The organism is Stenotrophomonas sp. SRS1, assembly GCF_026130205.1.
Lineage (GTDB): Bacteria > Pseudomonadota > Gammaproteobacteria > Xanthomonadales > Xanthomonadaceae > Stenotrophomonas > Stenotrophomonas rhizophila_B.
The window spans coordinates 413373-439996 of sequence record NZ_JAINFD010000001.1; the positions used below are offsets into that span (position 1 = coordinate 413373).

The 26624-nt window shown below is 63.4% G+C and carries 18 protein-coding genes and 1 pseudogene; 11 read left to right on the top strand and 8 right to left on the bottom strand.

Annotated features, from left to right (window positions below):
- Positions 1 to 348 precede the first annotated feature (348 nt).
- Together K4043_RS01795 and K4043_RS01800 are read right to left on the bottom strand one after the other, a co-directional pair.
- Positions 349 to 1200, bottom strand: a complete 852-nt coding sequence (locus tag K4043_RS01795) for a TniB family NTP-binding protein (RefSeq protein ID WP_265307964.1) — start codon at positions 1198 to 1200, stop codon at positions 349 to 351.
- The gene (locus K4043_RS01800; RefSeq protein WP_265307965.1) at positions 1197 to 2411 is read right to left on the bottom strand and encodes a Mu transposase C-terminal domain-containing protein; all 1215 of its coding nucleotides are present in this window, start codon (positions 2409 to 2411) and stop codon (positions 1197 to 1199) included. Before K4043_RS01800 ends, K4043_RS01795 begins: the two co-directional genes overlap by 4 nt.
- A gap of 2157 nt (positions 2412 to 4568) precedes the next feature.
- Here K4043_RS01800 and K4043_RS01805 point away from each other — a divergent pair.
- From K4043_RS01805 to K4043_RS01845, 9 genes are all read left to right on the top strand, one after another.
- The gene (locus K4043_RS01805; protein ID WP_265307966.1) at positions 4569 to 5282 is read left to right on the top strand and encodes an ABC transporter ATP-binding protein; all 714 of its coding nucleotides are present in this window, start codon (positions 4569 to 4571) and stop codon (positions 5280 to 5282) included.
- A gap of 23 nt (positions 5283 to 5305) precedes the next feature.
- On the top strand, positions 5306 to 6616 hold the full coding sequence (locus K4043_RS01810) for an ABC transporter permease (RefSeq protein ID WP_265308524.1): 1311 nt from the start codon (positions 5306 to 5308) through the stop codon (positions 6614 to 6616).
- An 8-nt stretch (positions 6617 to 6624) separates the two neighbouring features.
- Positions 6625 to 7854: an FtsX-like permease family protein gene (locus K4043_RS01815; protein WP_123729280.1), complete on the top strand. Its 1230-nt coding sequence runs from the start codon at positions 6625 to 6627 to the stop codon at positions 7852 to 7854.
- 161 nt (positions 7855 to 8015) lie between these two features.
- Complete coding sequence (locus K4043_RS01820) at positions 8016 to 8228, top strand: hypothetical protein (protein ID WP_148045917.1); 213 nt, start codon at positions 8016 to 8018, stop codon at positions 8226 to 8228.
- Positions 8229 to 8347: 119 nt separating this feature from the next.
- Entirely contained in the window at positions 8348 to 9571 is a 1224-nt protein-coding gene (locus K4043_RS01825; RefSeq protein ID WP_265307967.1) for a radical SAM protein, read from the top strand.
- Positions 9572 to 9588: 17 nt separating this feature from the next.
- Positions 9589 to 10800: an HEXXH motif-containing putative peptide modification protein gene (locus tag K4043_RS01830; protein ID WP_265307968.1), complete on the top strand. Its 1212-nt coding sequence runs from the start codon at positions 9589 to 9591 to the stop codon at positions 10798 to 10800.
- Positions 10801 to 10824: 24 nt separating this feature from the next.
- On the top strand, positions 10825 to 11304 hold the full coding sequence (locus tag K4043_RS01835; RefSeq protein WP_265307969.1) for a hypothetical protein: 480 nt from the start codon (positions 10825 to 10827) through the stop codon (positions 11302 to 11304).
- A 15-nt stretch (positions 11305 to 11319) separates the two neighbouring features.
- Entirely contained in the window at positions 11320 to 13449 is a 2130-nt protein-coding gene (locus tag K4043_RS01840; protein WP_265307970.1) for a peptidase domain-containing ABC transporter, read from the top strand.
- 15 nt (positions 13450 to 13464) lie between these two features.
- A complete protein-coding gene (locus tag K4043_RS01845) occupies positions 13465 to 14085 on the top strand; it encodes a hypothetical protein (RefSeq protein ID WP_265307971.1) in 621 nt (206 codons plus the stop codon).
- A 185-nt stretch (positions 14086 to 14270) separates the two neighbouring features.
- On the opposite strand, the gene K4043_RS01850 is transcribed toward K4043_RS01845, so the two are convergent.
- Positions 14271 to 15662, bottom strand: coding sequence for an aldehyde dehydrogenase family protein (locus K4043_RS01850; protein WP_265307972.1), 1392 nt, complete (start codon positions 15660 to 15662; stop codon positions 14271 to 14273).
- A 217-nt stretch (positions 15663 to 15879) separates the two neighbouring features.
- On the opposite strand from K4043_RS01850, the gene K4043_RS01855 reads away from it, so the two are divergent.
- Both K4043_RS01855 and K4043_RS01860 read left to right on the top strand, forming a co-directional pair.
- Positions 15880 to 17367 carry a DUF1254 domain-containing protein gene (locus tag K4043_RS01855; RefSeq protein ID WP_265307973.1) on the top strand — a complete coding sequence of 496 codons (1488 nt, stop codon included), beginning with the start codon at positions 15880 to 15882 and terminating at the stop codon, positions 17365 to 17367.
- Between the two features lie 54 nt (positions 17368 to 17421).
- Positions 17422 to 18858, top strand: a complete 1437-nt coding sequence (locus K4043_RS01860; RefSeq protein WP_265307974.1) for a DUF1254 domain-containing protein — start codon at positions 17422 to 17424, stop codon at positions 18856 to 18858.
- An 8-nt stretch (positions 18859 to 18866) separates the two neighbouring features.
- Here K4043_RS01860 and K4043_RS01865 read toward each other — a convergent pair whose 3' ends face one another.
- The 5 genes and pseudogenes from K4043_RS01865 to K4043_RS01885 form a co-directional block, all read right to left on the bottom strand.
- Positions 18867 to 19742 carry an aldose epimerase gene (locus K4043_RS01865; RefSeq protein ID WP_265307975.1) on the bottom strand — a complete coding sequence of 292 codons (876 nt, stop codon included), beginning with the start codon at positions 19740 to 19742 and terminating at the stop codon, positions 18867 to 18869.
- Entirely contained in the window at positions 19732 to 20748 is a 1017-nt protein-coding gene (locus tag K4043_RS01870; RefSeq protein ID WP_321160134.1) for a glycoside hydrolase family 43 protein, read from the bottom strand. The genes K4043_RS01865 and K4043_RS01870 overlap by 11 nt, the downstream gene beginning before the upstream one ends.
- Positions 20731 to 22212: pseudogene (locus tag K4043_RS01875) on the bottom strand (MFS transporter); the annotation flags it as partial. The gene K4043_RS01870 and the pseudogene K4043_RS01875, both read right to left, overlap by 18 nt.
- Positions 22205 to 24829, bottom strand: coding sequence for a glycoside hydrolase family 3 protein (locus tag K4043_RS01880; RefSeq protein ID WP_265308526.1), 2625 nt, complete (start codon positions 24827 to 24829; stop codon positions 22205 to 22207). The gene K4043_RS01880 and the pseudogene K4043_RS01875, both read right to left, overlap by 8 nt.
- 71 nt (positions 24830 to 24900) lie before the next feature.
- Positions 24901 to 26589 (bottom strand): glycoside hydrolase family 43 protein, encoded by a 1689-nt coding sequence (locus tag K4043_RS01885; protein ID WP_265308527.1) that lies wholly within the window; start codon positions 26587 to 26589, stop codon positions 24901 to 24903.
- Between the last annotated feature and the right edge of the window lie 35 nt (positions 26590 to 26624).

Genomic DNA, 26624 nt, shown 5'->3' on the forward strand with positions numbered 1-26624 from the left:
TAAGTGAGTAAAAGACGGTGCTGTACACAGGCAATTGCACGTGCGTCCAGCCAACTCACCAAAACCGGGTAGCGCCGACCACCGGCGGTCCGGACGAAGCACTCGGAGCAAGCCATCGCCCGCCAATCTGCGCGAATTCGCCACGAGGCTGGGATGCCTTCGATACGATCAAGCTCAGGTGGAAGAGCCCCCCAGTCCTGCCCACCGACTCGTCGCTCCGGCTCTTCGTCCGAGAACGCACACCATTGACTCCACTCGGATACACCAAGCCTCAGCATCTTCCGAGTGGCATCAAGCCAAGAATAGATGCTCTCACCGGGATAAGGGGTAGCTGCTACTGGGAGGTCTTCAGTTCTCAAGACTCTTCTCCTCGATACTGAGTCCGGACTTCCAGCATTCATCGAGCAACTCGATCGTGATATGCCGTAGCCCACGACAGTGCGCAAGCCGAGCTGCGGCAAGGACAATTTCCAACAGTCGAAACGTGACGCAACAGTCATGGGCTGTCAGCCAGCGGATCATCGTCTTGCTGTCGAGGTGGGACCTCTCGGAAAAGCCAAGCTCAACCTCGATCCCAGCCAAGAACTGGCGGAAATCGTTAGATTCAGACCAAATCGGCAGCTCCACTCTTTTGAAGCGGGATGCAAGCTGTTCGTCGGCGGCAAGCACGTTCACCATATTTTTCGTGGTGGCGATGCATACCGTGATGCCTAGATTGCAAATGGATTTGATTAGCGCAAGGGTGTATTGCTGACCTGATCTACCAGCATTGAGGATGTGTCCAGCCTCATCAATTAAAAGTTGCTTTACGCCTGACGCCTGTAGAACATCAGAGACCTGTTCGTGGATGTTCTGTGTCTTACGCACAGGGAATCCAGGCAAGCATGAATTTATTATTGACCGGCACATCTTCGTGCAATTTCCGTCATACGGCGCCTCAATCAGGATCGCCTCACGGTAGCGGGAGCCAGTTGTCTCTCTGGCTTCAGACACTTGAGACATATAGTGACTCAGGAGCCTGCTTTTACCGCTTCCTGCCGCGGCTGCGATATGAAGGCAAACAGGGCGACTGCGTCGGTACTCGTTGTTGCGCAGCTGGCTTAGCACCTTGAGAATCCGGACGGAGTGAGAGCTCAACACGAAAGGAAGGTCTCCCGTTAGATCGGGTGCTTGAGATGAGGTCTCCTGGCGGATGTTCATTCGACGACCCCATGGCTAGTCGGAATCGGATGGGCAGGCAAGGTATAGTCAACTTCAGTCAAGACATTCTTTGGCAATGTCGGCGGCAACCTTGCAGCTTTTCGTCGCGCATGTTTGGAAGTCTTCGCAGCTTCAAGCAGTAACCCTCGCTGAAGCTCCAAGGCATCAAACAGCTCGCTCTCTGAAGCCGCTTTCCTCCCCTGCTCTCTCATGTGGCTGCGGATGTCGCGGAGTTCCCACAACGAGAATGGAGCCCTGGATCGGTCTAACAGCGGCACATCGATGTAGTCTCCTGCAGCGTACAAGTACACCTTAGTGAGGTCCCGCTGGCTGAAATGAATTCTGTGTTCGATCCCGTCATTGATGAAGGGAGTGAGTGCAGGATCCCAATAGTGCATTGAGTGCAGCTGAATTCCCGCGCGACCTATCCTTCGATCGGCGACAGGCAGGAAGCCAAGTGTAAAGTCGCGGGGATCACCAATCATGGGTGGAAATCGGAGTGCTCCCTGTCCGTTGATCCAGTACTCCGCCCACACCTGAGCAGGCGTCTTTTCACCAATCCCCCGATGGGGAGAATTGTGATAGACGCCGGCAATCTCCAGTGCAAGCCACTGCTCAAGTTCCGCTAGGCTGAGCATGGCTTTCTTTTCCGAGGGGTAGTCACCTCGTCGCTTCGAATTCGAGAACGTTGTCCCAGGGAGCAGATGTACAGCGCCCATCATCGTTCCGATGTAGCGCTCAATATAGGCGCCATAGTGGGGCCTGCGGACCGGCCTGGGTCGGACCTCAATTCCATATCGTTCGCACTGCGCGAGAATAGACGCGGTTTTAAACGTTTTAGCGTTGTCCCACGCGATTCGTGCCATCTTCCCGAATATCGGGTACTTGACCTTGCCGTCGAGGTTAATTGATCGCAGCCACTTTTCCTTAGGCAGGCAGCTGTGCTCCAGCGTGAGTGCCACCGAAGTCTGGTCTGGTGGATCGAAACTCATGTAGTAGCCGACAACGCAACGAGAAAAAACGTCGATAGCGAGCGTTATCCATGGTCGGCCAATAACTTGCCGAGTCAGTGCGCTGACCACCATTAGGTCGATGATTGCGTGATCTATTTGCACGATCTCAAGTGGATACGTCGCTTCCACGCCGCGAACGGAAGGTGCCTGCGTGGCGTGAGCCTCGTTGCTCCCGAGGCGCTTCAACGCCACGTGCATCGGATCTCTTGCTTTGATGCGCGCTCTGACGGCTGCGTAGCTTGGAGCTGAGGTTTTCGCCTCGCATGCAAGTTGCGCACACCTACGAACTACAGCTGCAACGGTGCTGGGCTCCCGGACCATGTAGACCTCATCTATAGCTGAGGCAATCAGGCTCTCAACGATGGCGGGCAAAAGTCGCGCTTTAGGCGACGGACCGGGCATGCTCGGAAGCTGAGCTGCGGGCAGCGGGTTATCGAGATACAAACGCCAGCGGCGTCTTACGGTCTTAGATGAAACGCTAAAATGACCGGCTAGTTCATCACACGTCTGCTTCGACAGCCGTGGTCCGTGTTTTCTCAGAGCGGAACCTAACGCTCGGGCCCATTGTCGCGCCGCTGCTTCTTGCGCGGCGTCGACGTCAGTGACGTGTCGGATCTTCCCGGCAGCATTCCGGTTGTAGGACGACAGATCACCGATTCCTACCCATTGGTACTCGGAAGTTCCCTCGGCCTGGATATGAATCTTGTCGGGTGCGACGCAGTTTAGGACGCGAGACAGTTTTCCGTGGCACATGACTAGCTCACCCGGTATTACAGCCAGGTCTTTGATAGGGCGAGCGGCTCTAATTGTGGGGCACATAGATGGGTCCTCAGGACCCGAGGCAACAGGCACCCGCCTCCCCATTGACAAGGAAGGTGAAGCATGAAAGGCTAGCCCCAATCGGCGGATTATCCGGTTGTTCAGAAAGGTCAGGGTTGCCGCCCTGGCCTTTCGTCGTTCTAGCCACAGGCATCCCGTTACTTCAGGCCATAGTTCTCGTCTCCGCCGATCAAAGTCGCCGCACAGTGCGGCACGGCAGAATTAGCATGCGAGGATGCTTCGCGCAATCGCAAGGCATTGAACTGTAAGCAGTTTATAGTCTATAGACTACTTTTGCTTCGACACCCTGCGCCTTATCTTGAGAATTTTTGCAGACGGCGATCACTGCTGCTGCACGGGATGTTTGCAGGATCTAGTCCCTAGTTAGTGCTTTTTCTTTGAATCGTGTCTCCAGGCGGCAGGACCTAGATTACTTGGCCCCGTCTGCTGAAGTTCAAGCGTGAGATCAGCTACTTAGCAGCGGACACGATAGAAAAAAACTGACACCCGTCTTGGGAACCCAACACGTGTCTGCCGCGGATAAGTTGCTCATTTCATCGTTGCACCAGGGGCATCCGGGGAAAGTGATCATAGGCCTCTCCCCAGCAGTAATTAGGGCGTGTGGAACGGCTCCCATGCTTGACTCCGCTTGTCGCCCAGCACCTTGCGCCGCCCATTGCGCCAAGTTCGATTGGGAATGTCTTCATCGGACTGTCCTGGCTGGTTGCAGGGGTTGTAGGCCGAGCCATCGCGAGCGATTGCGACACAGACTGGCAACCTAACTTTGGCCTTTGTGCCCTGCTCTGTCAGGCACGTGCAGGTCGTGTCCTTGTCGGTGGTTCCAGATGCCATAGATCTATCCCGAGTGGAGGGCCGCTCCCAAGGGCGCCAGGGCACTTGCCGCCAGCGAAGCACCGGCCCCCTGCTCCACTTTGGCGGCGCGCGGCTTGGAAAGGTAGAGCCAGCGCAACCACAAGAAGATGATCACCGTTATGTAAACGGACAGGCCCTGAAGAACGCGCCTAGGCACCTTGAACTCATGGCTGGCCGTGTGCAGCGCCGCGCTGCGATAGCGAGAATACAGGCGCTGAGCCTGATGATGAATCTTGCTCGGCCACTGCGTAACGAAAACGAGATCGAAGCCGCGGTCCGGCGCCTCTACATGGAGCAAACGCGTGCGTCATCCACGTCACCAGGTTTTCCGCTGGACGGGAACAGCGTGTTGTAACGCTACAGGGTTGACGAACGGGGCATCTAGCCCACGGCAATCACACGCATCACAAACTTTGTGACACACATCTCGAATGAGCGTTGCAAAGTACTGACTTCATGTTGTATTAATTATAGGCACTCACAACCGATGGATCGGAAACGTAAATGAGTTCAAGGATGAACGCATTACCCGCTTGCCTCGCTGCAGGCCGCCGCCTCTTCCCCCACTTTTTTGCGCTCCCTACGCGATTTTATTGATCGCGGGGTTGCTGTCCCTTGCCGTTTCTAAAGTCGTGAACGCCAATTGTTGGGGATTTTTCTCGTATGCTCGATCTTCGCAACGTCAGCAAGATCTATCGGACCGGAAGTGTGGAAACGACGGCGCTACGTTCCCTCGATCTTCATGTGAAGCCGGGTGAGTTCGTCAGCGTCACCGGTCCTTCCGGTTCCGGGAAGTCGACGCTGCTCAATCTACTTGGCCTGCTGGAGGCGCCCAGCGCCGGCGAGTACCTGATCGACGGCGCGCTGTCCCACACGTTGTCCGATTTCGAGCGATCGCGCCTGCGTAACGAGAAGATTGGGTTCGTCTTCCAAGGGTTCAACCTTGTGCGGGATCTCACTATTTTCGACAACTGCGACATACCGTTGCGTTATCGCGGCATGGGTGGAACCGAGCGCCGCACGCGGATTGAATCCGCGCTGGAGCGTGTCGGTCTCGCTTCGCGCGCACGGCACTTTCCAACGCAGCTATCCGGTGGCCAGCAACAGCGCGTCGCCATCGCGCGCGCACTCGCAGGTTCGCCGCGCGTGCTGCTTGCCGATGAGCCCACCGGCAATCTGGATACGCATATGGCAGAAGAGATCATGGCGATGCTGGAGGGGGTCAACCAGGCCGGCACTACCGTGGTGCTGATCACCCATGACACGGCATTGGCGGCCCGGGCGCATCGGCAGATAAGGATGCTGGACGGTATTGCTTCCGAGATCGACGCCGTAGTCAGCGATACCCTGACACTCAACGCGTCGGCGCTGGCATGAGGTCCCCCATGACCCACACGCTTCTGTTTGGCTACTACCTGCGCATGGCTCTTGCCAGCCTGCGACGCAACCTGCTGCTGACCAGCCTGATGGTGGTTGCCATCGGCGTGGGCATCGGTGCGGCCATGACCACGCTCACCGTGTTCATGGTGCTCACCAATGATCCACTTCCGGACCGCAGCGAGCGCGTTTTCCATCCACGACTGGATTCACAGGACATGTCTGGCTATGCCCCCGGCGGCGAGCCACATGATCTGCTGACCCGGCTCGACGCAGAGCAGCTATTGCGAGAAAAGCGCGGCGTCCGCCAGGCCATGATGTACGCCGGCTTTAGCGTCATCGAGCTTGACCAGGGCGACGACATGCCGTTCCGCCAGCGCATCCGCTACACCTCGTCCGACTTCTTCCCGATGTTCGGCGTGCCTTTGCAGCACGGCCAACCCTGGTCGGCAGCCGACGACGAGGCGCGTGCACGCGTGGTGGTCATTGGCGCCGATCTGAACCAGCGCGTGTTCAACGGCGGCAACAGCGTGGGCAAACTGCTCCGCATCAATGGCGAGCAGTTCCGCGTCATCGGTGTCGCTGCACCGTGGCACCCGCAGCCGACCTTCTACGACCTCAACCGTGAAGGTGGCTTCGCCGAGGCGGACCAGTTGTTCCTTCCCTTCTCCACATCGCGGGCGCTGCGCATGGGCTTTGCGGGAAACCTCGATTGCTGGGGCGAGGTGGACAAGGAAGAAGGTCAGCTTGGGCTGAATTCTTCGTGTGCGTGGGTGCAGTACTGGGTGGAGATGGCCAGCGCACAGGACGCAGCGGACTTCCGGGCTTACCTGGAAAACCATTCCAGCCAGCAGCGACAGAACGGCCGCTACCAGCGTCCCGTCAATGTGCGTCTGGACAATATTCCACAATGGCTGGATTACAAGCGCGTAGTGCCCAGTGACGTCCGCCTGCAGACCTGGCTGGCGTTCGGATTCCTGTTCATCTGCCTGCTCAACACGACGGGCCTGCTGCTGGCGAAGTTCCTGCGACGCGCGCCGGAAATCGGCCTGCGGCGGGCGCTTGGCGCACCGCGCAGCGCTGTGTTCCAGCAATGCCTGGTCGAAGCCGGCCTGATCGGCATCGCGGGCGGCGCCTTCGGCCTGCTACTGGCGTGGTGCGGCCTGTGGCTGGTTCGCCAGCAGGCGGTGGGTTACGCCGCGCTTGCCGGGATGGAGGCGGGCACGCTGTTCGGCACATTCTTGCTTGCCCTGGTTGCCAGCTTGGCGGCGGCGGCGTTCCCTGCCTGGCGAGCCTGCCTGGTGGCTCCCGCCAGCCAACTGAAGAGTCTCTAAGGCCACTCATGGATATCTCTCTGGTTCTCGCCGCGCTGCGGCGCCACAAGATCATCGCCAGCCTGGTCGTGCTCGAGATCGCATTCACCTGCGCGGTGATCTGCAACGCCGGCTTCCTCATCGCCGAGCGCATCGAACGCGTGCAGCGACCGTCCGGATTGGCCGAAGACAGCCTCCTGCGCCTGCAGCTCAGTGCCGCCAAGCGCGGCGATCAGGACGCGCTCGCACAGACACGTACCGATCTGGCCGCGCTGCGCGCCATCCCCGGCGTGCAGTCTGCAACGGTGGTCAGCCAGATACCTTACGGCGATTCCTCGTCCAACAGTGGCGTCAACCTGCGGCAGGACCAGGACGCCCCTACGCTGGATGCATCGGTGTACCTGGCCAGTCCGGAGGCGCTGCCCACGCTGGGACTCAGTCTTGTCGCCGGGCGTGATTTCAGTGCGCAGGACTACATCGACTGGCAACCCGGTACCGCGCCGGGCGAGATCAACATTCCCACCGCCATCATCACCCAGGCGACGGCAGACCGCCTGTTCCCGCAGGGCAACGCGGTCGGCAGGCAGTTCTACAGCTGGGGCAGCCAGCCCACCCAGGTAGTGGGCGTGGTGGAGCGGCTTACGCGGCCAAGCGAGACCGATGACCCCAGCAGCATGGAGTACTCGATGATCTTCCCGGTCAGTGTGCCCTACACCTCCGGTGCCAACTTCCTGGTACGTACGCAGCCCGGACAGCGCGACAACGTGCTGGAACAGGCGACCGCCGCACTGCGCGAGAGCGGTCCACCACGAATCTTCGGCCTCAACAATGGGTCCATTGAATCGCTGCGCGACCGCTATTATCGCAACGACAAGGCGATGGCGTGGCTGCTCGCGCTGATCTGCGTGTCTCTGCTGGTCATCACTGTCGCCGGCATCGTCGGCCTGGCCAGCTTCTGGGTGCAGCAGCGCACGCGCGCCATCGGTATCCGCCGCGCACTGGGCGCCACGCGGGTGCAGATCCTGCGCTATTTCCAGACCGAGAACCTCCTGCTGACCCTGGGCGGATCACTGTTGGGCGCACTGCTTGCGGTGGCCCTGAACCTGTTGCTCATGCAGTTCTACGAGGTGCCTCGCCTGCCCGCAGCCTACCTGCTGCTTGGCCTGGCCGTGCTGGTTCCCCTTGGGCAGTTGGCCATCCTCCAGCCCGCCCTGAAGGCGAGCCGCGTGGAACCGGCCACGGCCACGCGCAGTGCCTGATCAACCATTCCGTCCGTTCCGTGCATACGGTTCGCGGCGACAACGCGCACGGAGAAGGCATCTCGCCTTGTCCCTGCAGGAGGCCGGCGGGCTCGTTGCCGGCCACAAAGGAAGCAGAGGGAATTAGAAGTTCCAATCAACGTCAAGACAACGGAGGTTTCATGGATAGCAAGCTCAAAGGGTTGGCCGATCGCCTGAAGTCGAGGATCGAAGGCTCTGCAACTCCCTTGGTTGGTGCCAGCGACATGACTGATCTGGTTGATGCGCACCTGGACCTGGTAAGCGCAGCACATGGCTCGGGCCACACGTCCGGACACAAGTCCGGCCACGCCTCTGCTGGTGGTGGTGAAGTGGAGATCCGGCCAGAGTCCTGATTGGCTGGCCTGACGCTTGGGTACCGGCGCTTTTCGCCGGTACCCTCTCAACCGCAGCGCGCCCATGACAGGCCAGTATGGATGGCCTGTTCCATTGCGCAGTCACAGGAAGTGCGCCGATGACCGAACTCTTCAGGGGCAACCGCCTCGACGTGGTACTCAAGCTGGCCGAGCGCTGCAACCTGGCCTGTCCCTACTGCTATTACTTCGAGCAGGAGAACAACATCTCCGAGCTCAGCCGTGCATTGATTCCGGAGCAGACCGTGATCGACACGGCCCGTTTCCTTCGCCAAGGCGCGCAGGAGATGGGCATCAAGAACATCTTCCTGGGCCTGCACGGCGGCGAACCGACGCTGTTGCCGAAAAAGCGTTTCGACCGCATGTGCACCATCTTCCGCGAAGAGCTGGCTGACTGCACCCAGCTGCACATCGGCATGCAGACCAATGGCACGCTGGTGGATGCCGAATGGATCGACTTGTTTGCCAAGCACAACGTAATGGTGGGCGTGAGCATCGACGGCCCCAAGGACGTGCATGATCGCCAGCGCCCGGACCGGCGCGGTCGCGGCAGCTATGACAACAGCGTGCGCGGCCTGAAGCTGCTGCAGCAAGCCGCAAAGGAACGCCGCATCCCGGCCACCGGCGTGTTGTGCGTGGCCAACCCGGACCTGCACGGCGGCGATGTGATCCGCCACTTCGTCGAAGAGCTGGATGTGCATAGCCTCAACCTGCTGTTGCCGCGCGAAGGCCACAACAGTACCTACCTGCAATCGCAGGACAAATGGATCCGGTACTTCAACGAAGTCATCGACTACTGGCTGCAGACCCGTGGCAGCAATCCGGTGCGCATCTACCTGCTCACCGAGATCGTGCTGGCGCTGATGTCCGAAGAATACGCTGAAGGCCTGGATTACCAACGCGCCAACCGCCATGGCATCGTTACCGTGTCAGCCGAGGGATTCCTCGGGCCCGATGACAACATCATGGCCCTAGACAAAGCGTTCTGCCTCACCGACGTCACCGTGCGCAACACCACGCTGGCCCAGTTCTTCGGCAGCCCCATCTGGCAAACGCTGGTCAAGAGCATCGACACGCCGCCCACCAAGTGCGCGAGCTGCGACTGGTATCGTACGTGCCGCTCCGGTGACCTGTTCAATCGCTACGCGCCGGGCACGCACTTTGACCAGGCCTCGGTGTTCTGCGAAACCCTGGATTCCATCCACACCGCGATGGCCAGCATCGTATCCCAGCGCGAAGGGGCGTTGGAAACGATGGCCGGGATCCTGGCTTCGGCTCCCCGCCATGCAGCCCGCGATTTCCTCAACCCTGTGGCCACCGCCTAAGCGTCCGGAGAGAGTCGATGGAAGTATTCCGCACCCTGTCAACGCCGCTTGAAGGGAACTATCGCTGGCTTGCCGCCGAACTGGCCACCCTGCATTACGCGGCCTTCTGTCAGCGCGTGGCCGACCGCGATGGAGGCGGCCACCACCGCGAGCCATTGTCCCAGCTGCTGGAAAAGGTCAGCAGTCGGCCCCCATCGCTGGGCTGCTGGACCCCGGAAGCCAGTATCATCTTTGCAGGCATCAAGCCCCCGGGTGCATCGCCCGGGCACATCGCCAGCGACGACTGGCTCCGCGCCCAGGCCCTGCTCAGCGGCGTCGCGCTGGGCCTGCTGGATGACGTGGAACTGGCGCTGGACGTCGACCAGCCTCTGCTGCTCTGCGGCCGCGCCCTCAGCGGCAGACTGTCCTTGCAGGCCGATGGTCAGCGGATCGTGGTCTGCGAGGCCGATGGTACCCGTACCCACTGGTGCAGGATCGCCGAACGCGATGGCACACCGGTGTGGAACGACGAGCAGGCGCCGGACAGCTTCGTCATGAGCGATGGCCGCCCCGCCATCCGCCTGGTTGGTGAAGGATGGCACGCAAGCCCATGGATCCAGGACACCTTCCGCGTTCAGGCGCCCAGCGCGGACATGGCGCCGCAGATAGAGGCGGCGCTGGATCTGCTGCAGGACATCGCGCCGGATCATGCGGCATGGGTGTGCTGCCTGCTCAAGGAAATCACGCCGCTGCGGCGGCCGGCGGCCAACACCATCGCGAGCAATTCGTCCGCCCTGCGCATGGGCGGCATCGACCTGGCGGTGCCGGCAAATGCGCTGGAAACCGCCGAAATGCTGGTGCACGAGTGCACCCACCAGTACTACCACATGGCCAGCTGGCTCGGTCCGACCGTGGTGCCCGGCGCCGGCTCGTACTATTCGCCGCTCAAGCACTGCAACCGTCCGCTGGACCGCATCCTGCTGGGCTATCACGCCTTCGGCAACGCGATGATGGTCTTCGACCGCATGGCGGCAAGCGGGTTGCAGGAGCAGATACGGATCCGCTGGGAGACCGTTGCCGGCTACCTGCGCGAGCTCTCCGTTCCGCTGCAGGACGGGGCCGAGCTGAGCGAACTGGGACAGGCGTTGTTCCACCCGCTGCGCGCAAGGCTCGCAGCACTGGAATTCCGCGAGCCGGTCGGAATGAACGCGCCCGCCGACACCGGCGTTGCGGTGCTGGAACGCGCATGAGCGCCCCCCTCCTGAGAGCCTTCCATGCGCCCTGACCCGTTGCCGACCCGACCATTTTTCCGCCCCGAGGCAGAACAGTTCCGACGCTTCCGGCACCTGGGTTCGATTGCCCTGTTCCGGCCCCTGCCGCTGCGACTGCTGGCGCTTGTACCGCTCGTGGCTGTTGCGCTGGCAGGCGCGGGTGCAGCGACGCTGCAGATTGCGCCGCATGCAGACCTGCAAGCCACGGCGGTGGTCAGCGGCAATGCCTTGCAGCTGCTGCTTGCGCCCGGCAACCAACGCTACTTCCGTCCCGGAGACGACATCCAGCTGATGCAGGGCACCGCGCTGCAAGGCACGGCGCACATCGAAGACACCGCACCGGCGGCATGCCCGCCGCGTCCCGGCGCTATCTCGAAGGCATCGTGCCTGCGCATCATCGCGCGTTGGAACCCGCACGGCGCGCAAGCGGCAACGCCACCGACCAGTGTGCGCGGCGCGCCGCGTCGCTTCCTGCTGCCCTGATCCAGGCCTATCGTCATGAAGTTGCGCAAGCGCTCTGTTCCGATGATCTACCAGGCCGAAAGCAGCGAGTGCGCCCTGGCCTGCCTGGCCATGGTCGGCGCACGCCACGGCATGGATATCCCGCTACTGGAACTACGCGAACGCTTCCCCATTTCGTTGAAGGGCTCCACCCTGCGCGACGTGGTGGAGCTTGCCGACAAGATGGAGCTCGACGCACGCTCAGTGCGCTGCGAAATGAGCGACCTGCCACGCCTGCAGCTGCCCGCCCTGCTGCACTGGGACTTCGAGCACTTCGTCGTGCTGGTGGCGGCGCGCGGCGACATCGCGACCATCCATGACCCAGCGCACGGCGTACTGCGGCTGCGGCTGGCCGATGTGTCGCACCATTTCACCGGTATCGCGGTGGAGCTGGCGCCACGGCCCGCGTTCAAGGTGCAGCGGGTGGACAAGCGCTTCACCCTGGCCGCTCTGCTGCGGCACAGCCGCGGCGTATTCGGCTACGCTGGCCAGGTCCTGTGGATCACCCTGTTCCTTGAACTGTTCGCCCTGCTCAGCCCGCTGCTGCTGAAGACCGTCATCGACACCGGTGTTGCCCGCCAGGACATGGGCTTCATCGCTGCGATCACTGCCGGCTTTGCCGGCGTGGCGCTGCTGCACGGCGCCGTTGCGCTGGCCCGTGACTACGTGCTGCTGCACTTTGGCTCCAGCTTCAACGCGCAGTTCATGGGAATGCTCATCCAGCGGATGATGCGTCTGCCGCTCGGCTTCTACGCGAAACGATCCATCGGCGACCTGGTGGATCGCTACCAATCCACCAACGCCGTCCGCCAGATCCTCACGGGTGCTCTGCCGCGGGTGCTGTTGGACGGCCTGATCGCGCTGGTGGCGCTGGGCATCATCTTTGCCATGTCGCCGGCGCTTGCAGGCATCGCCCTGGGAACGTTCGTCCTGTACTTGGCGGTCCGCCTTTGCTTGTTCAAGCGCATGCGACAGCTCACCGAAGAAGCCGTGAAGGCTCGCTCGGAAGAGAACTCACATGTCATCGAAACCCTGCGCGGCATGCAGCCGATCAAGATCTTCGCCAAGGAACACGAGCGGCTCGGCGCATGGAGCAACCATTACAGCAGGCTGGTAAACGCCGACATCCGCGCGGGCCTGATGGCCTCGTTGCAAGGCGCCAGCAAGGTCACGCTGCTCGGGCTGGACATGGCGGCCAGCGTCTACGTGGGTGCCACCCAGGTCGCAGCGGGCAGCATCAGCCTTGGCCTGTTGTTCGCGCTATTCGTCTACAAGGCGCACTTTGCCACCAAAGCGATGGCGCTGACGGAACAAGCGATGGAACTGCGGCTGGTCGGCCTGCACATGGACCGCCTTTCGGAAATCGCCGTTTCACCGATAGAACAGGATCCTGCTGACAGCCGCGGTGTACCGGAGCGGATGAAGCAGGACTTCACCATAGAACTGGTTGATATCAGCGCACGCTTCGCACCACAGGAGAAGCCAGTGCTGCGGAATGTTTCGCTGAAGGTCCAGCAGGGCGACTTCATCGCACTGACGGGACCGTCCGGCAGCGGAAAGACCACCCTGTTCAAGGCGCTGCTGGGCCTGCTGGAGTTGGAATCCGGGCAGATTCGCATCAATGGCGAGGATATCCAGGGCTATGACCTGCAGCAGTACCGTCGCCTGTTCGGTGTGGTGATGCAGGAAGACATGCTGCTGTCCGGCAGCATCCTGGATAACATCGCTTTTTTCGCCTCCAGTCCTGATGAAACACGCGCGCGCCAATGTGCGGACGCTGCGCTGATCCTGGATGACATCGAAGCGATGCCAATGAGGTTCAATAGTCGCATCGGCGATCTTGGCTCCACCCTTTCCGGCGGACAAAAACAGCGGATCCTGCTGGCGCGTGCGCTGTACCACGAGCCACGTATCCTGCTCCTGGACGAGGGCACCGCCAACCTGGACGAAGCGCTGGAGCGCCGGTTGCTGGACAACCTGGACGGCCTCGGCATCACCTGCGTATCCATTGCCCACCGACCAGAGACCATTCGCCGTGCCAACCGCGTCTATCACGTGGAAGCAGGCACCGTACGCCTGCGCCCCCAGGCTGCAGCGCCTTCCCCTCTTACCTGCGCCATCCGTTAGACAAGGAGCTGTTCCATGGGTCTACGCCGCATCCCACCCCGCGCGCACAACCGGTCCGATCAGGTCGAGCTGTTCATGCGCCTGTGGGACCTGCCACTGGACGATGCACAGATGCAGCACATCGGCCAGCGCGCACCGATTTCACAAAAGCGCTCTGTCTTCGGCAACATGAACAATGATGGCGCACCTTACCCAGCCAGCAGCTGCCTGGCATCACGGTTCCATCCGGACTTCCTTGCCGTGGTGGAACCGGGCGTGCGCGATTTCCTGGTAGCGATCGCAGTGGACCACAACCTGGTGACCTACACCAGCTGCGAAGGGCACGACTACCGCCCGGATGGCCGGCTGCCGGACGAACGGCACGTGGGCGTTATTCCACGCAATGGCGAAGAGGGTAAGCGCGCCATTGCGGTGTTCGAGCAAGTAGGACGGTCCATCAACGCGGCGCCCGCTTCCCCGGCAGTGGAGGTGGCCCTGATGCTGAACCGCGTGCATGACGGCGAGGCGGTCTACCCGACCATCGACCTGTATCTGAGCAAGCAACCCAACGCAGGTTGGGACGACTACTTCGCCGATATCGAGCTGATGACGACCCAGCTGGTGCAGGCACTGGAACGGCATCCACCCATCGCCTGACCCCTGCATCGGCAGGGGCAGGCTCCTCCCTCCGCAGCAGGGCTGCCTGCTGTGGCGATTGGCCAATCTACTGCGCGTGCTCCATCGATTCATGCACCGGCGTCTGCACGGCGACGGCGGTGTTCATGCTGGCATGCTCTCGCCGCCGGACAGCCTTGCCAGGTGGCCAGGCATCGGTGCTCAGATCAACCCGACGTTTCCGCCGCAATCTTGATCGACTTGACGTTCACAAACTCCTTCAGACCTTCCGGGCCGTGCTCGCGACCATACCCCGACGCCTTCACCCCACCGAACGGAAGCGCTGGTGACGCCACGTCGAACGTGTTGATGAAGACCATGCCGGTGTCGAAGTACTTGCTGGCCAGCTCCCGCGCACGCTGTACGTCACGGCTGAAGATGCCGCCGCCCAGGCCATAGCGGCTGTCGTTGGCGATGCGCAGCGCATCCTCATCGTTCTCGGCGCGGATGATGGCCGCTGCAGGACCGAACAGCTCATCTTCGTAGGCCACCTGCCCCGGCGCCACATCCGCCAGCACTGTGGCCGGATAGAACCAGCCGGTGCGGTCCGGCACTTCGCCGCCCACCAGCAGACGCGCCCCCTGCGAGACACTCTTGGTCACCTGTTCGTGCAGCTTGTCGCGCTGCGCCTTGGAGACCATGGGGCCGAGCTGGGTGTCGTCGGCGTTCGGATCGCCCATCCGGATCGCTTCGAACGCCTTTGCATAGTCGCTGACGAAGGCGTCATAGTTCTTCTTTGTCACGATGAAACGCTTGGCGTTGACGCAGGTCTGCCCGTTGTTGAACAGGCGGCCCTTGACGCAGGTCGCTACGGCCAGGTCCAGGTCGGCGTCGTCCAGCACCAGATAGGCGTCGTTGGAGCCCAGCTCAAGCACGGTCTTCTTGAGGGCCGCGCCAGCCTTGGCTGCCACGGTGCGCCCGGCTGCCTCGCTGCCGGTCAGTGTCACCGCGCGCACCAGGTCGTTTTCCACGATGTCATTGGATTGGTCGTGGCTGATCAACAGCACCCCGAACAGCCCCTTGGGTAGCCCGGCGCTTTCGTAGATATCACGCAGCAGCAGCCCGCTGCCGGTGCAGCTCTCGGCATGCTTGAGCAGCACGCCATTGCCTGCCATCAAGCTGGCAATGGAATAGCGGATCGCCTGGTAGGCCGGGAAGTTCCATGGCTGAATGCCGTAGACCACGCCGATGGGCGCGTGGGTCACGATGCCTGTGGCACCTTCCACAGCGCGCTCCTCATCGGCAAGAACGACCGGCCCCTGCTTGGCGGTGTAGTCACAGATACCGGCACACAGCTCGATCTCGGTGCGGCTGTCTTCAATGAGCTTGCCGACCTCGTCGGTCATCAACTGTGCGAACTCTTCCTTACGCTCGCGGAGTGCTTTTGCGATGCCAGCGATTACGGTTGCGCGCTCATCCAGGCTTCGCAGACGCCATTGCAGAAACGCTTCATGGCTTGCCTTCACGACGGCGGCGGCTTCGGCGTCGGACATGTAGGAATAGGTGGCTACCACTTCCTCGGTCAGCGGATTGATCGTGGTGAGTTGCTTGTTGGGCATGGAAAGAGACTCTTCACTTCAAAAGGCGGTCCGTAAAGGGTCGCTTTCGAGCAGTTCCTCTGCCGTGAATTCTTCAGCGACGTGCATCACTGGAAGTTCACTGGCTCTCGTTGCTTCAGTGCGCGCTCGGGACGGAAGCATCACATGTGTTTCGCATCGCTGCTTGGCATCTCAGTAAAAATACTGACCGCAGGACAGTGGATACGCGCTTGTCGCTGTGCGGCTGCAGACGACAGTGGTCATGGAACCTTACGAGCCCATTGCCATGCGCCTGATGCCTTGCGTGTCCTCGCTTTCGCTGATGTCGATCCTCCTGCTTCCCGCCTGTCAGCGCCAGGAGAACCCGCCTGCCCGGTCGGAAGCAGCGCCAGCGCCGTCACCGGAGACCCGACCCGCGACAGCCGACGACCAGGATCAGGCAGAGGCGCGCGCGATCGCGAAGGAGGCCTACATCTATGCGTTTGCGATGATCGAGAATTACAACACGCTCTACAAGCAGGTGGCCACGCCCGAGGCCCCGGAGTACGTCGGCGGCTTCGGCAGGTTCCGGCACTATTCCGAGCTGTACACGCCGGACAACCACGATGTGGTGACGCCCAACAACGACACGCCCTACTCCTGGGCCTGGCTGGATCTGCGTGCGGAGCCCTGGGTCGTGACCGTGCCCAAGGTGCCCGAGGGGCGTTACTACGTGCAGCAGTGGGTGGACCTGTTCACCTACAACTTTGCCTACATCGGTTCGCGCGCGACCGGCAACGTGGCGGGCAGCTATCTGATTGCCGGGCCGGGCTGGAAAGGCGACAAGCCGGCGGGCATCAAGGAGGTGTTTCCATCCGAAACCTCGCTGGTCCTCACGCTCACGCGCACCGCGTTGAACAGCCCAGGGGACATCGCCAACGTCAAGAAGATCCAGGAGGGGATGAAGCTGCAGCCTTTGAGCAGCTACCTGAAGACCCCGGCGCCTCCGGCGGCGCCGCAGATCCAGTTCCCCCCGTATGACGCTGAAAAGGCGCATTCGCACGACTTCATCCGCTATCTGAATTTCCTGCTGCAATTCACCCAGCCGACGAATCCGGACGAAGCCGGGCTGATGGCGCGTTTCGCCAAGATCGGTATCGGTCCCGGGCAGCCCTTCGATGCCACTGCGCTGAGCCCGGCCCGTCTGGCCGCAATCGATGCCGGCGTCGCCGATGCCAAGGCGGCGATGGCAGAAAAGGCCAAGGCGACCCTCTCGTCGAATGGCCTGTTCGGCTCGCGCGCGTTCCTCAAGAACGACTACCTCACCCGTGCCATCGGGGCCGAGAAGGGGTTGTATGGAAACTCGATCGAGGAGGCCTGGTATGGCGGGTATGTCGGCGACGGCAACGCGCTGTCGATGATCCACTTCAGCAAGGATGCCCTGCCCCCGGCGAAGTTCTTCTGGTCGGTCACGCTGTACGCGCTGCCGGACCGTTTCCTGTACGCCAACAACCTGAAACGCTACTCCATCGGTGACCGTACCCCCGGACTCAAGTACGACGCCGACGGCGGGCTGACGCTGTATATCGGCCACGCCTCCCCCGGGAAGGAGGAGGAGAGCAACTGGTTGCCGGCGCCGGACGGCCCCTACAGCGCTGTCGGGCGTGTTTACGGCCCGAGCCGCGCCGCCATCGAAGGCAACTGGAACCTGCCTCCCCTGCAGCCGGTGCCGACCCCGACCCCCTGATTCAAGGAGAGATGCATGTACCACCATCGAATTCGATCGGCTACGGGAATCGGGATGCTGCTTGCCCTGGCCAGCGGCATGATGCTCAGCGCCTGCGGCGAGCGATCGTCCGACAATGAGAAGGAGCTATCGGCAGACACTGCCGCGCTGGAAGAAGCCAGGACGATCGCGCGCGACGCCTACGTCTACGGTGTTCCCATGGTGGACACGTACAAGACGGTCTATGCGTTCAACGTCGACACCTCCAATCCGCAGTACAAGGGGCCGTTCAATGCCGTCCTGAACATCGCCCGCGTGTTCACCCCGGACGACACTGCATTCGTGACGCCGAATTCGGACACGCCCTACTCCTTTGCCATGCTGGATCTGCGGGCAGAGCCGGTGGTGATCACCGTGCCCAGGATGGCGAAAGATCGTTACTTCGTCTTCCAGTTGATGGATCTCTACACCTTCAATTTCGACTACATCGGCAGCCGCACGACCGGCAATGACGGCGGCAGCTTCCTGATCGCCGGGCCGGGCTGGAAGGGTGAAGCGCCCAAGGGCATCACCAAGGTGATCCGCTCGGAGACCGACCTGGTCAGCGTGGTTGGCCGCACCCAGCTCTTCAACGCGGCGGACCTGGAGAACGTGAAGAAGATCCAGGCCGGCTACAAGGTGCAGCCGTTGTCAGCGTTCGCCGGGACGCCAGCACCGCCGCCGGCGCCTGCAATCGCATGGATCACGCCCACGCCGCCGGCGCAGGATCGAACGTCGCTGGAGTTCTTCAACCAGCTGGCGTTCCTGCTGCAGTTCGCGCAGCCGCCCCACCCGAGTGAGGCTGCCCTGCGCCAACGCTTCGCCACGCTGGGTATCGAGCCGGGCAAGCCCTTTGATGCGAACCGCCTGCCGCCGCCGATGCAGGCCGCGCTCAAGGAGGGTATGGCCGAAGGCCAGAAGCAGATCGATGACAAGCGTGCGTCGCTGGGCGGCAAGACGGATGCCCTGTTCGGCAGCCGGGACTTCCTGAAGAACGACTACGTCGCCCGTGCCACCGGGACCCAGGTGGGCATCGGTGCGAACTCCCGCGAAGAGGCGATGTACCCCATCCTGGACAAGGATTCCGAAGGCCAGCCCCTGGACGGCAGCAAAGGCGCCTACACCCTGCGCTTTGCCAAGGACCAGCTGCCGCCCGTGGACGCCTTCTGGTCGGTCACCATGTACGGACTGCCGCAGCAGCTGCTGGTCAAGAATCCGATCAACCGCTACCTGATCAATTCGCCGATGCTGGCTGGATTGAAGAAGGATCCCGACGGTGGGCTGACGATCTACATCCAGGCCGATTCGCCAGGCAAGGAGAGGCAGGCCAACTGGTTGCCCGCGCCCAACGGACCGTTCGTGATGTTCATGCGCTACTACCGCCCGCAGCCGGCGCTGCTGGAGGGCCGCTGGGCCACACCCGCCGTGGTCAAAACGACCGACGGCGGAGCAGCGGCGAAACAAGGCGATTAGTGCCCGGGCTACCGATCCCCTGGCGCCGGAGCATCGCCAGTGTCGATTCCCCACCGCAGCTCGAACGTCAGCTCCAGCCGCTGCCCTGGATGCAGGTGGTTCGGCGCCAGGGTAAATCCGTCGGGCGGGCCGGTCTGCGGCTCCACGCAGGTGGCGTGCGAGGCACGGTCATACACCACCCAGTGCTCCGAGTCCGCCCGCAACTCCAGCCGCTGCGCCCCAGACACCAGCACCACCTCCGCCTGGTTGATGAAGCAGTCATCCCAAGGCCCGGTCGCGGGCGCGGGAGTAAGACGGGGCAATGTAGCGATGCCCTCCCCGTCCCGTGGATACATCGCACTGGGCGAGAACAGCAGCTGATCGGGCTTTCGAAACCACGGGTGCCAGCCAAGCACCGCCGGCATCGCCTTGTCGCCGGCTTGCACGGCCAGCCTCAGCTTCAGACGGTCGGGCAGCACCTGGATCGCCTGCGTCGCACGCCCCCCGAAAGGCCAATACCCATCCTCAGGAAGCGCCAGTGACAGCGTCGCGGTATCCGCGCCAAGGTTTTCAATTCGCCACGGCCGCGAGAACGCTACCCCATGGATGGCATGCGCCCCAAGGTTCTGCGGGAGCTCAAACGCCTTGCCATCAAACACAAAGCGCCCGCGCCGGATCCTCCCCGCCCAAGGCACCATCGGATAGCACCCCCATCCAATGGCGGCCGCCCCACCCTCGTCCTCACCCACCAGCCAGTCCACACCGTCGTACCGCATCTGGGCGATGCGCCCACCGGCTTCAGGCGCCAATGCCACCTCCAACGCGCCGGCCCGCAACCAGTACAGGCGCCCCCCTGGCAGCGGCGCCTGCGCATCATCCTCGGGTGACGCCGCTTCAAGCGCCATACGGATCGATCGTCCGGATGCTGCCGTCCGGCTCCATGTGCAGCGGCGTGCACTTGACCGAGCGCAGATGGGTGACGCCGCCGGATAGCAAGGCGTCGTGGTAGAAGAGATACCATTGCCCCCCGAACGCGCAGATGGAGTGATGCGTGGTCCAGCCCACCACGGGCTTCAGGATCACGCCACCATAGGTGAACGGTCCGTACGGGCTGTCGCCGACGGCGTAGCACAGCAGATGCGTATCGCCCGTGGAGTACGACAGGTAGTACCGCCCATCGTACTTGTGCAGCCATGGTCCCTCGAAGAACCGGCGCGCGTGGTCATCGGCCCGCAGCGGCTGTCCGTGCTCGTCCAGGATGACGATCTCCCGCGTAGGCTCCGCCAGTCGGGTCATGCCCGTGTCCAGCCGGCCGACACGCGGGCCCAGTGCCGGTGAGTCGCCGGTGGGCTCCTCATATGCCGCATCAAATCGGTTGTCACGGTACTTCTGCAGCTGGCCGCCCCAGATGCCGCCGAAGTAGAGGTAATGCGTGCCGTCGTCGTCCTCGTACACGGCCGGATCGATTGAGTACGTGCCCTCGATCGGCTCGGGCTCGGCGGTGAACGGGCCCTCGGGACGATCCGCCACGGCGACGCCGATGCGGAACATGCCCTGCCCGTCCTTGGCCGGGAAATAGAGGTAGTAGCGTCCGTCGCGGTGGGCCGCATCCGGCGCCCACATCTGCTGGGCGGCCCAGGGCACGTCGTTCACATGCAGCGCCACGCCGCAGTCGGTGGCCTCACCTTCGGGCGAGTCCATCCGCAGCACGTGGTAGTCCTCCATGCGGAAGTGCCCGCCCTCATCATCGAAGGATGCGCCGCCGTCGATATCGTGCGATGGATAGATGTACAGGCGCCCCTCGAATACATGGGCCGAGGGATCGGCCGTATAGAGGTGGGTCACGATCGGCGGGGAGATGGCATGCGCCGCGAGCTGATCAAGGGTGTTTCCCTGCCGACGCAGATGCAGGTCCTGCTCGATGCGCGTCTCCATGCGCTTGTCGATCTTGTAGAAGAAGAGCAGCGCGACAGCGACCAGGAACGGGAGGGAGCAGTAAATACTCACGGTCAGGCGGATGCCGTCCACCACGGCCTGGGGCTGTTGCTCCGCGCCGGCCTGATAGCCGTGGTGTGCAAGAATGCCGGCGACCAGCGCACCGCCGATGCTGAGCCCGATCTTCAGCCCGCACAGCATCGCGGAGAAGATGATCGCGGTGGCGCGGCGATGGTTCTTCCATTCCGAGTAGTCGGCAACGTCCGCGATCATCGCCCACAGCAGCGGGATGGTGATGCCGTAGCAGAACCCGTGCAGCATGAAGGCGCCAAAGGCCACCCCCACCGCTGTAGGCGGAAACAGGTAGAACACCAGCAGGAACACGGTCGAGACCAGCAGCGCGCCACCAAACACATCACGCTTGCCGAAGCGGTCGGCCACGCGCCGGGAGACCCCGATGCCCAGGATCATGCACAGGATGCCGCAGGCGTTGAACAGGCTGAACGCCGAGGTCGCCGGATCCTCCGGCCAGGTGAAGCCGGACAGTCCCCACCCGTTGAGCGTGGCGTTCAATCCGCCGATGAAGCGGTTGAAGCCGGAGGTGTCGAGGAAGCCCGCCAGCGCGGCCTCGCTCATGTAGTACTGGAAGTAGTAGATGTACGTGCCGCCCTTCAGGGCCAGGTTGATGAAGACCAACACGGTCAGCGCCAGCATCACCTTCCACGGCCGGTTGTGCAGCAGGTCGGTGAGGTCCTGCATCACGCCGCCGGTCTGCTCCTTGGCCGGCACGATGCGCTCGCGGGTGGTGGCGAAGGTGATCAGGAAGAACAGCGTGCCCACCACCGCGAACACGGTCATCACCCGCTCGAAGCCCTGCACCCGATCCCCGTCGCCCAGGATCAGCACCAGCGGCAACAGCAGGACCTGGATGATGAACTGCGCGATCATCACCGCCACGAAGCGGTAGGCAGAGAGGCTGTTGCGCTGGGCCATGCTGCCGGTGAGCACGCCGCTGAGCGCGGAGTACGGCAGGTTGTTGGCCGCGTACACGAACATCAGCAGGCCATAGGTCACCAGGGCATAGATAACCTTGCCCTGCGCGCCCAGGTCCGGCGTGCTGAAGGCGAGCAGCGACAGCACACCGAACGGGATCGCCGTCCACAGGATCCAGGGCCGGAACTTTCCCCACCGGCTGACGGTGCGGTCGGCGGCAATGCCGATCAGCGGGGTGAACACGAAGGCACCCAGCAGGCCGATCACGAAGATGATCGTGGCCGCCGTGGCGGGCGGCAACCGGTATACGTCGGTATAGAAGAACGCCAGGTAGGTGATCAGCGTCTGGAAGATCAGGTTGGCGGCGAGGTCGCCCAGGCTGTAGCCCAGCTTCTCCCGGACCGACAGCGTGTGCTCGGGGGTATCGCTGTGGAGGGCATCAATCACGACTCGCCTCCACGGTGAAACGGCTCCGCACCCGGGCATCGGCGCTTGAGCCGCCTATCCTCACTTCGTATGCCCCGGGCCGCACGACATAGGCGCCCCGCGCGTCGTCGTACTCGCGCAGTGCCTGTTGCGCGTCCAGATCGAAGGTCACGGTGCGCCGCTCGCCCGCAGCCAAGTGAACACGTTGGAAGCCGCGCAGCGTCTGCTGTGCATCGCCTGCTCCAGCCGCCAGCCGCCGCACGTACAGCTGCACCACTTCATCGCCCGCGCGTTTGCCGGCGTTCGCCACCTCCACCTGCACCTTGAGCGTGCCGTGGTCTGCGATGCGGGGCGCGTCGAGGCTTGGCTTGCCGTAGTCGAACCGGGTATAGGAGAGCCCGTAACCGAAGGGATACAGCGGGGTGCCGTGGAAATAGCGGTAGGTGCGGCCTTCCATCGCGTAATCATCGAACGCGGGCATTGCCTGGTCTGCGCGGTAGAACGTTACCGGCAGCCGGCCGGCCGGATTGACGTCGCCAAACAGCGCCTCGCCCACGGCGGTGCCGCCGCGTTGCCCGGGATACCAGCTCATCAGGATCGCGGACAGATTCGCCTGGGCCCACTCCACCGCCAGCGCCGACCCTCCGGTCAGCACCATCACCACCGGCTTGCCCGTGGCGTGCAGTGCTTCCAGCAGGGCGCGCTGGGTAGCGGGCAGACGCAGGTCGGTGCGATCGCCGCCGGCGAAGCCCGGATAGTTGACCGTCATCTCTTCGCCCTCGACATCGCCGGTCAGGCCGCCGACGAACACCACCACGTCCGCACTCCGGGCGGCATCGACGGCTTCTTCGAACGGCGGCTTCGCCCCGGGCATGCGCCAGCCCAGCCGCACGCCGGCGTCGCGCTCGGCATCGTAGTACTCCAGCGTCAGCTCATAGGCACGTCCCGCCTGCAGGTCCAGATCGACACCGTCGCTGCGCAGGCGATCACTGTTGGCCCAGTGGTCCAGCACCCGCTTGCCATCCACGTAGAGGCGGAAGCCGTCGTCGGCCGCCGCCTCGATCCGGTAGCGGCCCGATACCGGCGGCAGCAGCTGGCCACGCCAGCGGATGCTGAAGCCATCCTTGGGAATGCCCTGCCCCGGCGCCGCTTCGCCGCGGGCCAGCAGGTTGTCGGTCGGCGAGCCGCGGTCCCAGCGGAACCCGATCTGGGCATCGGTACGCACCAGCGCCGGCGACCCTGACAGATCCGGCGTACGGAAGTACTCACCACGCAGGCCGCGTTCCGGGGAGTCGGCCGAGGGCCGCAGATACGCCGCCTCGATCAGTGGCGTCGCGCTGGGATCGTCGCGCCCTTCGACCAGGTCCACGCCACGCGCATAGCGCACCTCGATGCCCTTCGCCGCATCGCGGATGCCCTGCAGGATCGTCACCGGCGCCGCCGGTGTGCCGAAGTAATTGCCGAGCAATGCCATGGTGTCATCGGCGGTCGGGCCGACCACAGCGATGCGCTTGAGGTTGCGCGGCAGCGGCAGCACGCCATCGTTCTTCAGCAGCACCAGTGATGCCTGCGCGGCCTTCAGGGCCAGCGCATCGTGCGCCGGGGCCTGGTTCACCGAGGCCGGAATCTGCGCCCAGCGCACGCGCTCGGGCGGATCGAACATGCCCAGCCGCATCCGCGCGGTGAACAGGCGCGTCACCGCGTCGTCGATCTCGGCTTCGCTGATCAGACCCTGGCGCACCGCGGCCGGCAGCGTGGCGTACTCCTGGCCGCACTCCAGCTCGGTGCCGTTCTTGACGGCCAGCGCCGCCGCAGCTTCGCGGGTGGGGACGATGTTGTGATGCTTCCAGATATCCACGATGGCCCAGCAGTCCGACACCACGTAGCCCTTGAATCCCCAGTCGCGGCGCAGCACGTCGCGCAGCAGGAACTGGCTGGCGCTGGCGGATTCGCCGTATACCCGGTTGTAGGCCCCCATCACCGCATCCACCTGGCCCTCCTTCACCAGCGCCTCGAAGGCCGGCAGGTAGGTGTCGTACAGATCGCGCTTGCTGGGGCGGGCATCGAAGTGGTGGCGGTCGGCCTCGGGGCCGCTGTGCACGGCCAGGTGCTTGGCCGTGGCGTCCAGCTTGCGGTACACCGGGTCGTCGCCCTGCAGGCCCTGCACGAAGGCGACGCCCATGCGCGCGGTGAGGTACGGGTCCTCGCCATAGGTCTCCTGGCCCCGCCCCCAGCGCGGGTCGCGGAAGATGTTGATGTTGGGCGACCAGTAGGTCAGTCCCTGATAGCGGCCATGCAAGCCTTCACGGACGAACTGGTGATGCTTGGCCCGCGCCTCGTCGCTGATGGTGGTGGCCACCTGCCTCATCAAGGGCACGTCGAACGTGGCGGCCAGCCCGATGGCCTGCGGGAACACTGTCGCCTGCCCTGCCCGTGCCACGCCATGCAGGCCTTCGTTCCACCAGTCGTAGGCCGGAACGCCCAGGCGCTCGATGGCGGGCGCGGCGTTCTGCATCTGGGCGGCCTTTTCCTCCAGGGTCATCTGCCCCACCAGCGCGGCGGCGCGGGTTTCAAAGCTGGCCGATGTATCCAGCCACGACTGGGCGTCGGCGGCGTGACCGGTGCTCGCCACTGTCATGGCAGCGCACAGCGCCAACGTGCGGAAGATGGGGCCGCGACGGCCGCTGTGGAGGGAAGACGTACGCGTCATCATTTGCTCCTCAAAGCGCGCTCGTCGCGCGCGAATGGTCCCAGCAGGGCGCCGACAAAGCCGCCTGCGCGATCCGTACTCAATACCGTTCCGTCCACATCGCCCGCGAGGGTCTGCCAGCCACGCCCGTCGTCCGTATCGAACGCGAAGGCATAGCGCCCCTCGTCACCGGCGATCTGCAAGCGCAGCGATGTGGATGCGGTCACCTCGCGCGTGGCCAACGTGCGGGTCACGCCGCTGCCGTCGCGCGCTTCAAGGAAGATCGCCACGCGGTCCCCGCCGAGGCTGCGCACGCCAAGGAAGTACCAGTACGCCTCGTTCTGGAAGGCGGCAAGGCCTGCCGCCACACCCGCGGCAGGCCGCGTCATGTCGGTGCTGGCCTCGAAGCGCAGGTGCTGCTGGCGACGCCCGAGGAAGGCGGGATTGCGCAGCGTGTCCAGGTTCTCCGGCAGCGGATGCACGGCCAGCGTGCCCGGACGCAGGCTGAGGTCTGCCCAGGCCTGTTTGGGGACGCGTACCTGCACCCATCCGGTGCCAAGCGTGGGTGCATCGAAGCCGTCGCGATCGACGAAATTGCCGGTCGACGGTGCCTGCGAGGCATCGCCCTGCATCCATGACGGTGCCTTGGCCGCATACGGAATGGCCTGCTCTGCCGGCAGGATCACCGGCCAGCCGTCACGCCATTGCACGGGAAGCAGATACGTCTCCCGCCCCGTGTTGTAGTGCCGCGTCTGGTAGTTGCGGCTGGCCAGGAACACGGCCCACCAGGTGCCGTCCGGACCTTCCACGAGGTCGGCGTGCCCGGCATTGGTGATCGGCAGCGGCCGGTCGTCGGGCAGGTCGCGCTGGGTGAGAATCGGATTGCCCGCATACGGGAGGTACGGCCCCCACACCTGGCGGCTGCGCAGAACCACCTGGGAATGCTGCGGGCCGGTACCGCCCTCCGCGTCGGAGAGGTAGTACCAGCCGTCGTGCTTGTAGACGTGCGGCCCCTCGATCCAGATCGGATTCTTCGCCGGCTCCACCCCGCCGTCGATCAACACCCTGCGCGGCCCGACCGGTGTGAACGCGGCCAGATCGATCTGCTGCATCCAGATCGCGCGGTGACCCTCGTAGCGTGGCGGACCGGGCGGAACATCATTGTTCACCAGGTAGACGGCACCGTCGTCGTCGAAGAACAGCGACGGGTCGATGCCATCGATGCTGGGCAGCCAGTGCGGATCAGACCAGGGGCCGGCGGGATCGCGCGCGGTCGCGATGAAGTTGCCGCCGCTGTCGACCGCCGTGGTGACCACATAGAACACGCCGTCGTGGTACTCGATGGCCGGCGCGAAGATGCCACGGGAGACGTTCAGGCCATCGAAGTCCAGCTGCGTGGGGCGATCGATCACGTTGCCGATCTGCTTCCAGTGCACCAGATCGACGCTTTCGAATACTGGAATGCCCGGGAAGTAGGTGAAGCTGGAATTGACCAGATAGAACCGATCGTTGGCGCGGACGATGCTCGGGTCCGCATGGAAGCCGGCCAGGATCGGGTTGCGGTAGTAACCGGCGGGCAGCGGCGCCTCAAAGGCCGCATCGTGACCGGCATACTCGAACCAATCGAAGTACACCGGTGGCGCAGGCGTGGCGGCCAGCGCCGGCGCTGCGGACAGCAGCAGAAGTGCCGCAGCCAACAGCAGGCGCAGCGCGGGTGCGCGTCGATGTCGGTCGTGGGAAAGCC

Excerpts from the sequence above, each read along its gene's own strand:
- K4043_RS01795 (WP_265307964.1), bottom strand. The coding sequence starts at position 1,200 with ATGAACATCCGCCAGGAGACCTCATCTCAAGCACCCGATCTAACGGGA.
- K4043_RS01800 (WP_265307965.1), bottom strand. The coding sequence starts at position 2,411 with ATGCACGTGGCGTTGAAGCGCCTCGGGAGCAACGAGGCTCACGCCACG.
- K4043_RS01805 (WP_265307966.1), top strand. The coding sequence starts at position 4,569 with ATGCTCGATCTTCGCAACGTCAGCAAGATCTATCGGACCGGAAGTGTG.
- K4043_RS01815 (WP_123729280.1), top strand. The coding sequence starts at position 6,625 with ATGGATATCTCTCTGGTTCTCGCCGCGCTGCGGCGCCACAAGATCATC.
- K4043_RS01820 (WP_148045917.1), top strand. The coding sequence starts at position 8,016 with ATGGATAGCAAGCTCAAAGGGTTGGCCGATCGCCTGAAGTCGAGGATC.
- K4043_RS01825 (WP_265307967.1), top strand. The coding sequence starts at position 8,348 with ATGACCGAACTCTTCAGGGGCAACCGCCTCGACGTGGTACTCAAGCTG.
- K4043_RS01830 (WP_265307968.1), top strand. The coding sequence starts at position 9,589 with ATGGAAGTATTCCGCACCCTGTCAACGCCGCTTGAAGGGAACTATCGC.
- K4043_RS01835 (WP_265307969.1), top strand. The coding sequence starts at position 10,825 with ATGCGCCCTGACCCGTTGCCGACCCGACCATTTTTCCGCCCCGAGGCA.
- K4043_RS01840 (WP_265307970.1), top strand. The coding sequence starts at position 11,320 with ATGAAGTTGCGCAAGCGCTCTGTTCCGATGATCTACCAGGCCGAAAGC.
- K4043_RS01845 (WP_265307971.1), top strand. The coding sequence starts at position 13,465 with ATGGGTCTACGCCGCATCCCACCCCGCGCGCACAACCGGTCCGATCAG.
- K4043_RS01850 (WP_265307972.1), bottom strand. The coding sequence starts at position 15,662 with ATGCCCAACAAGCAACTCACCACGATCAATCCGCTGACCGAGGAAGTG.
- K4043_RS01860 (WP_265307974.1), top strand. The coding sequence starts at position 17,422 with ATGCTGCTTGCCCTGGCCAGCGGCATGATGCTCAGCGCCTGCGGCGAG.
- K4043_RS01865 (WP_265307975.1), bottom strand. The coding sequence starts at position 19,742 with ATGGCGCTTGAAGCGGCGTCACCCGAGGATGATGCGCAGGCGCCGCTG.
- K4043_RS01880 (WP_265308526.1), bottom strand. The coding sequence starts at position 24,829 with ATGACAGTGGCGAGCACCGGTCACGCCGCCGACGCCCAGTCGTGGCTG.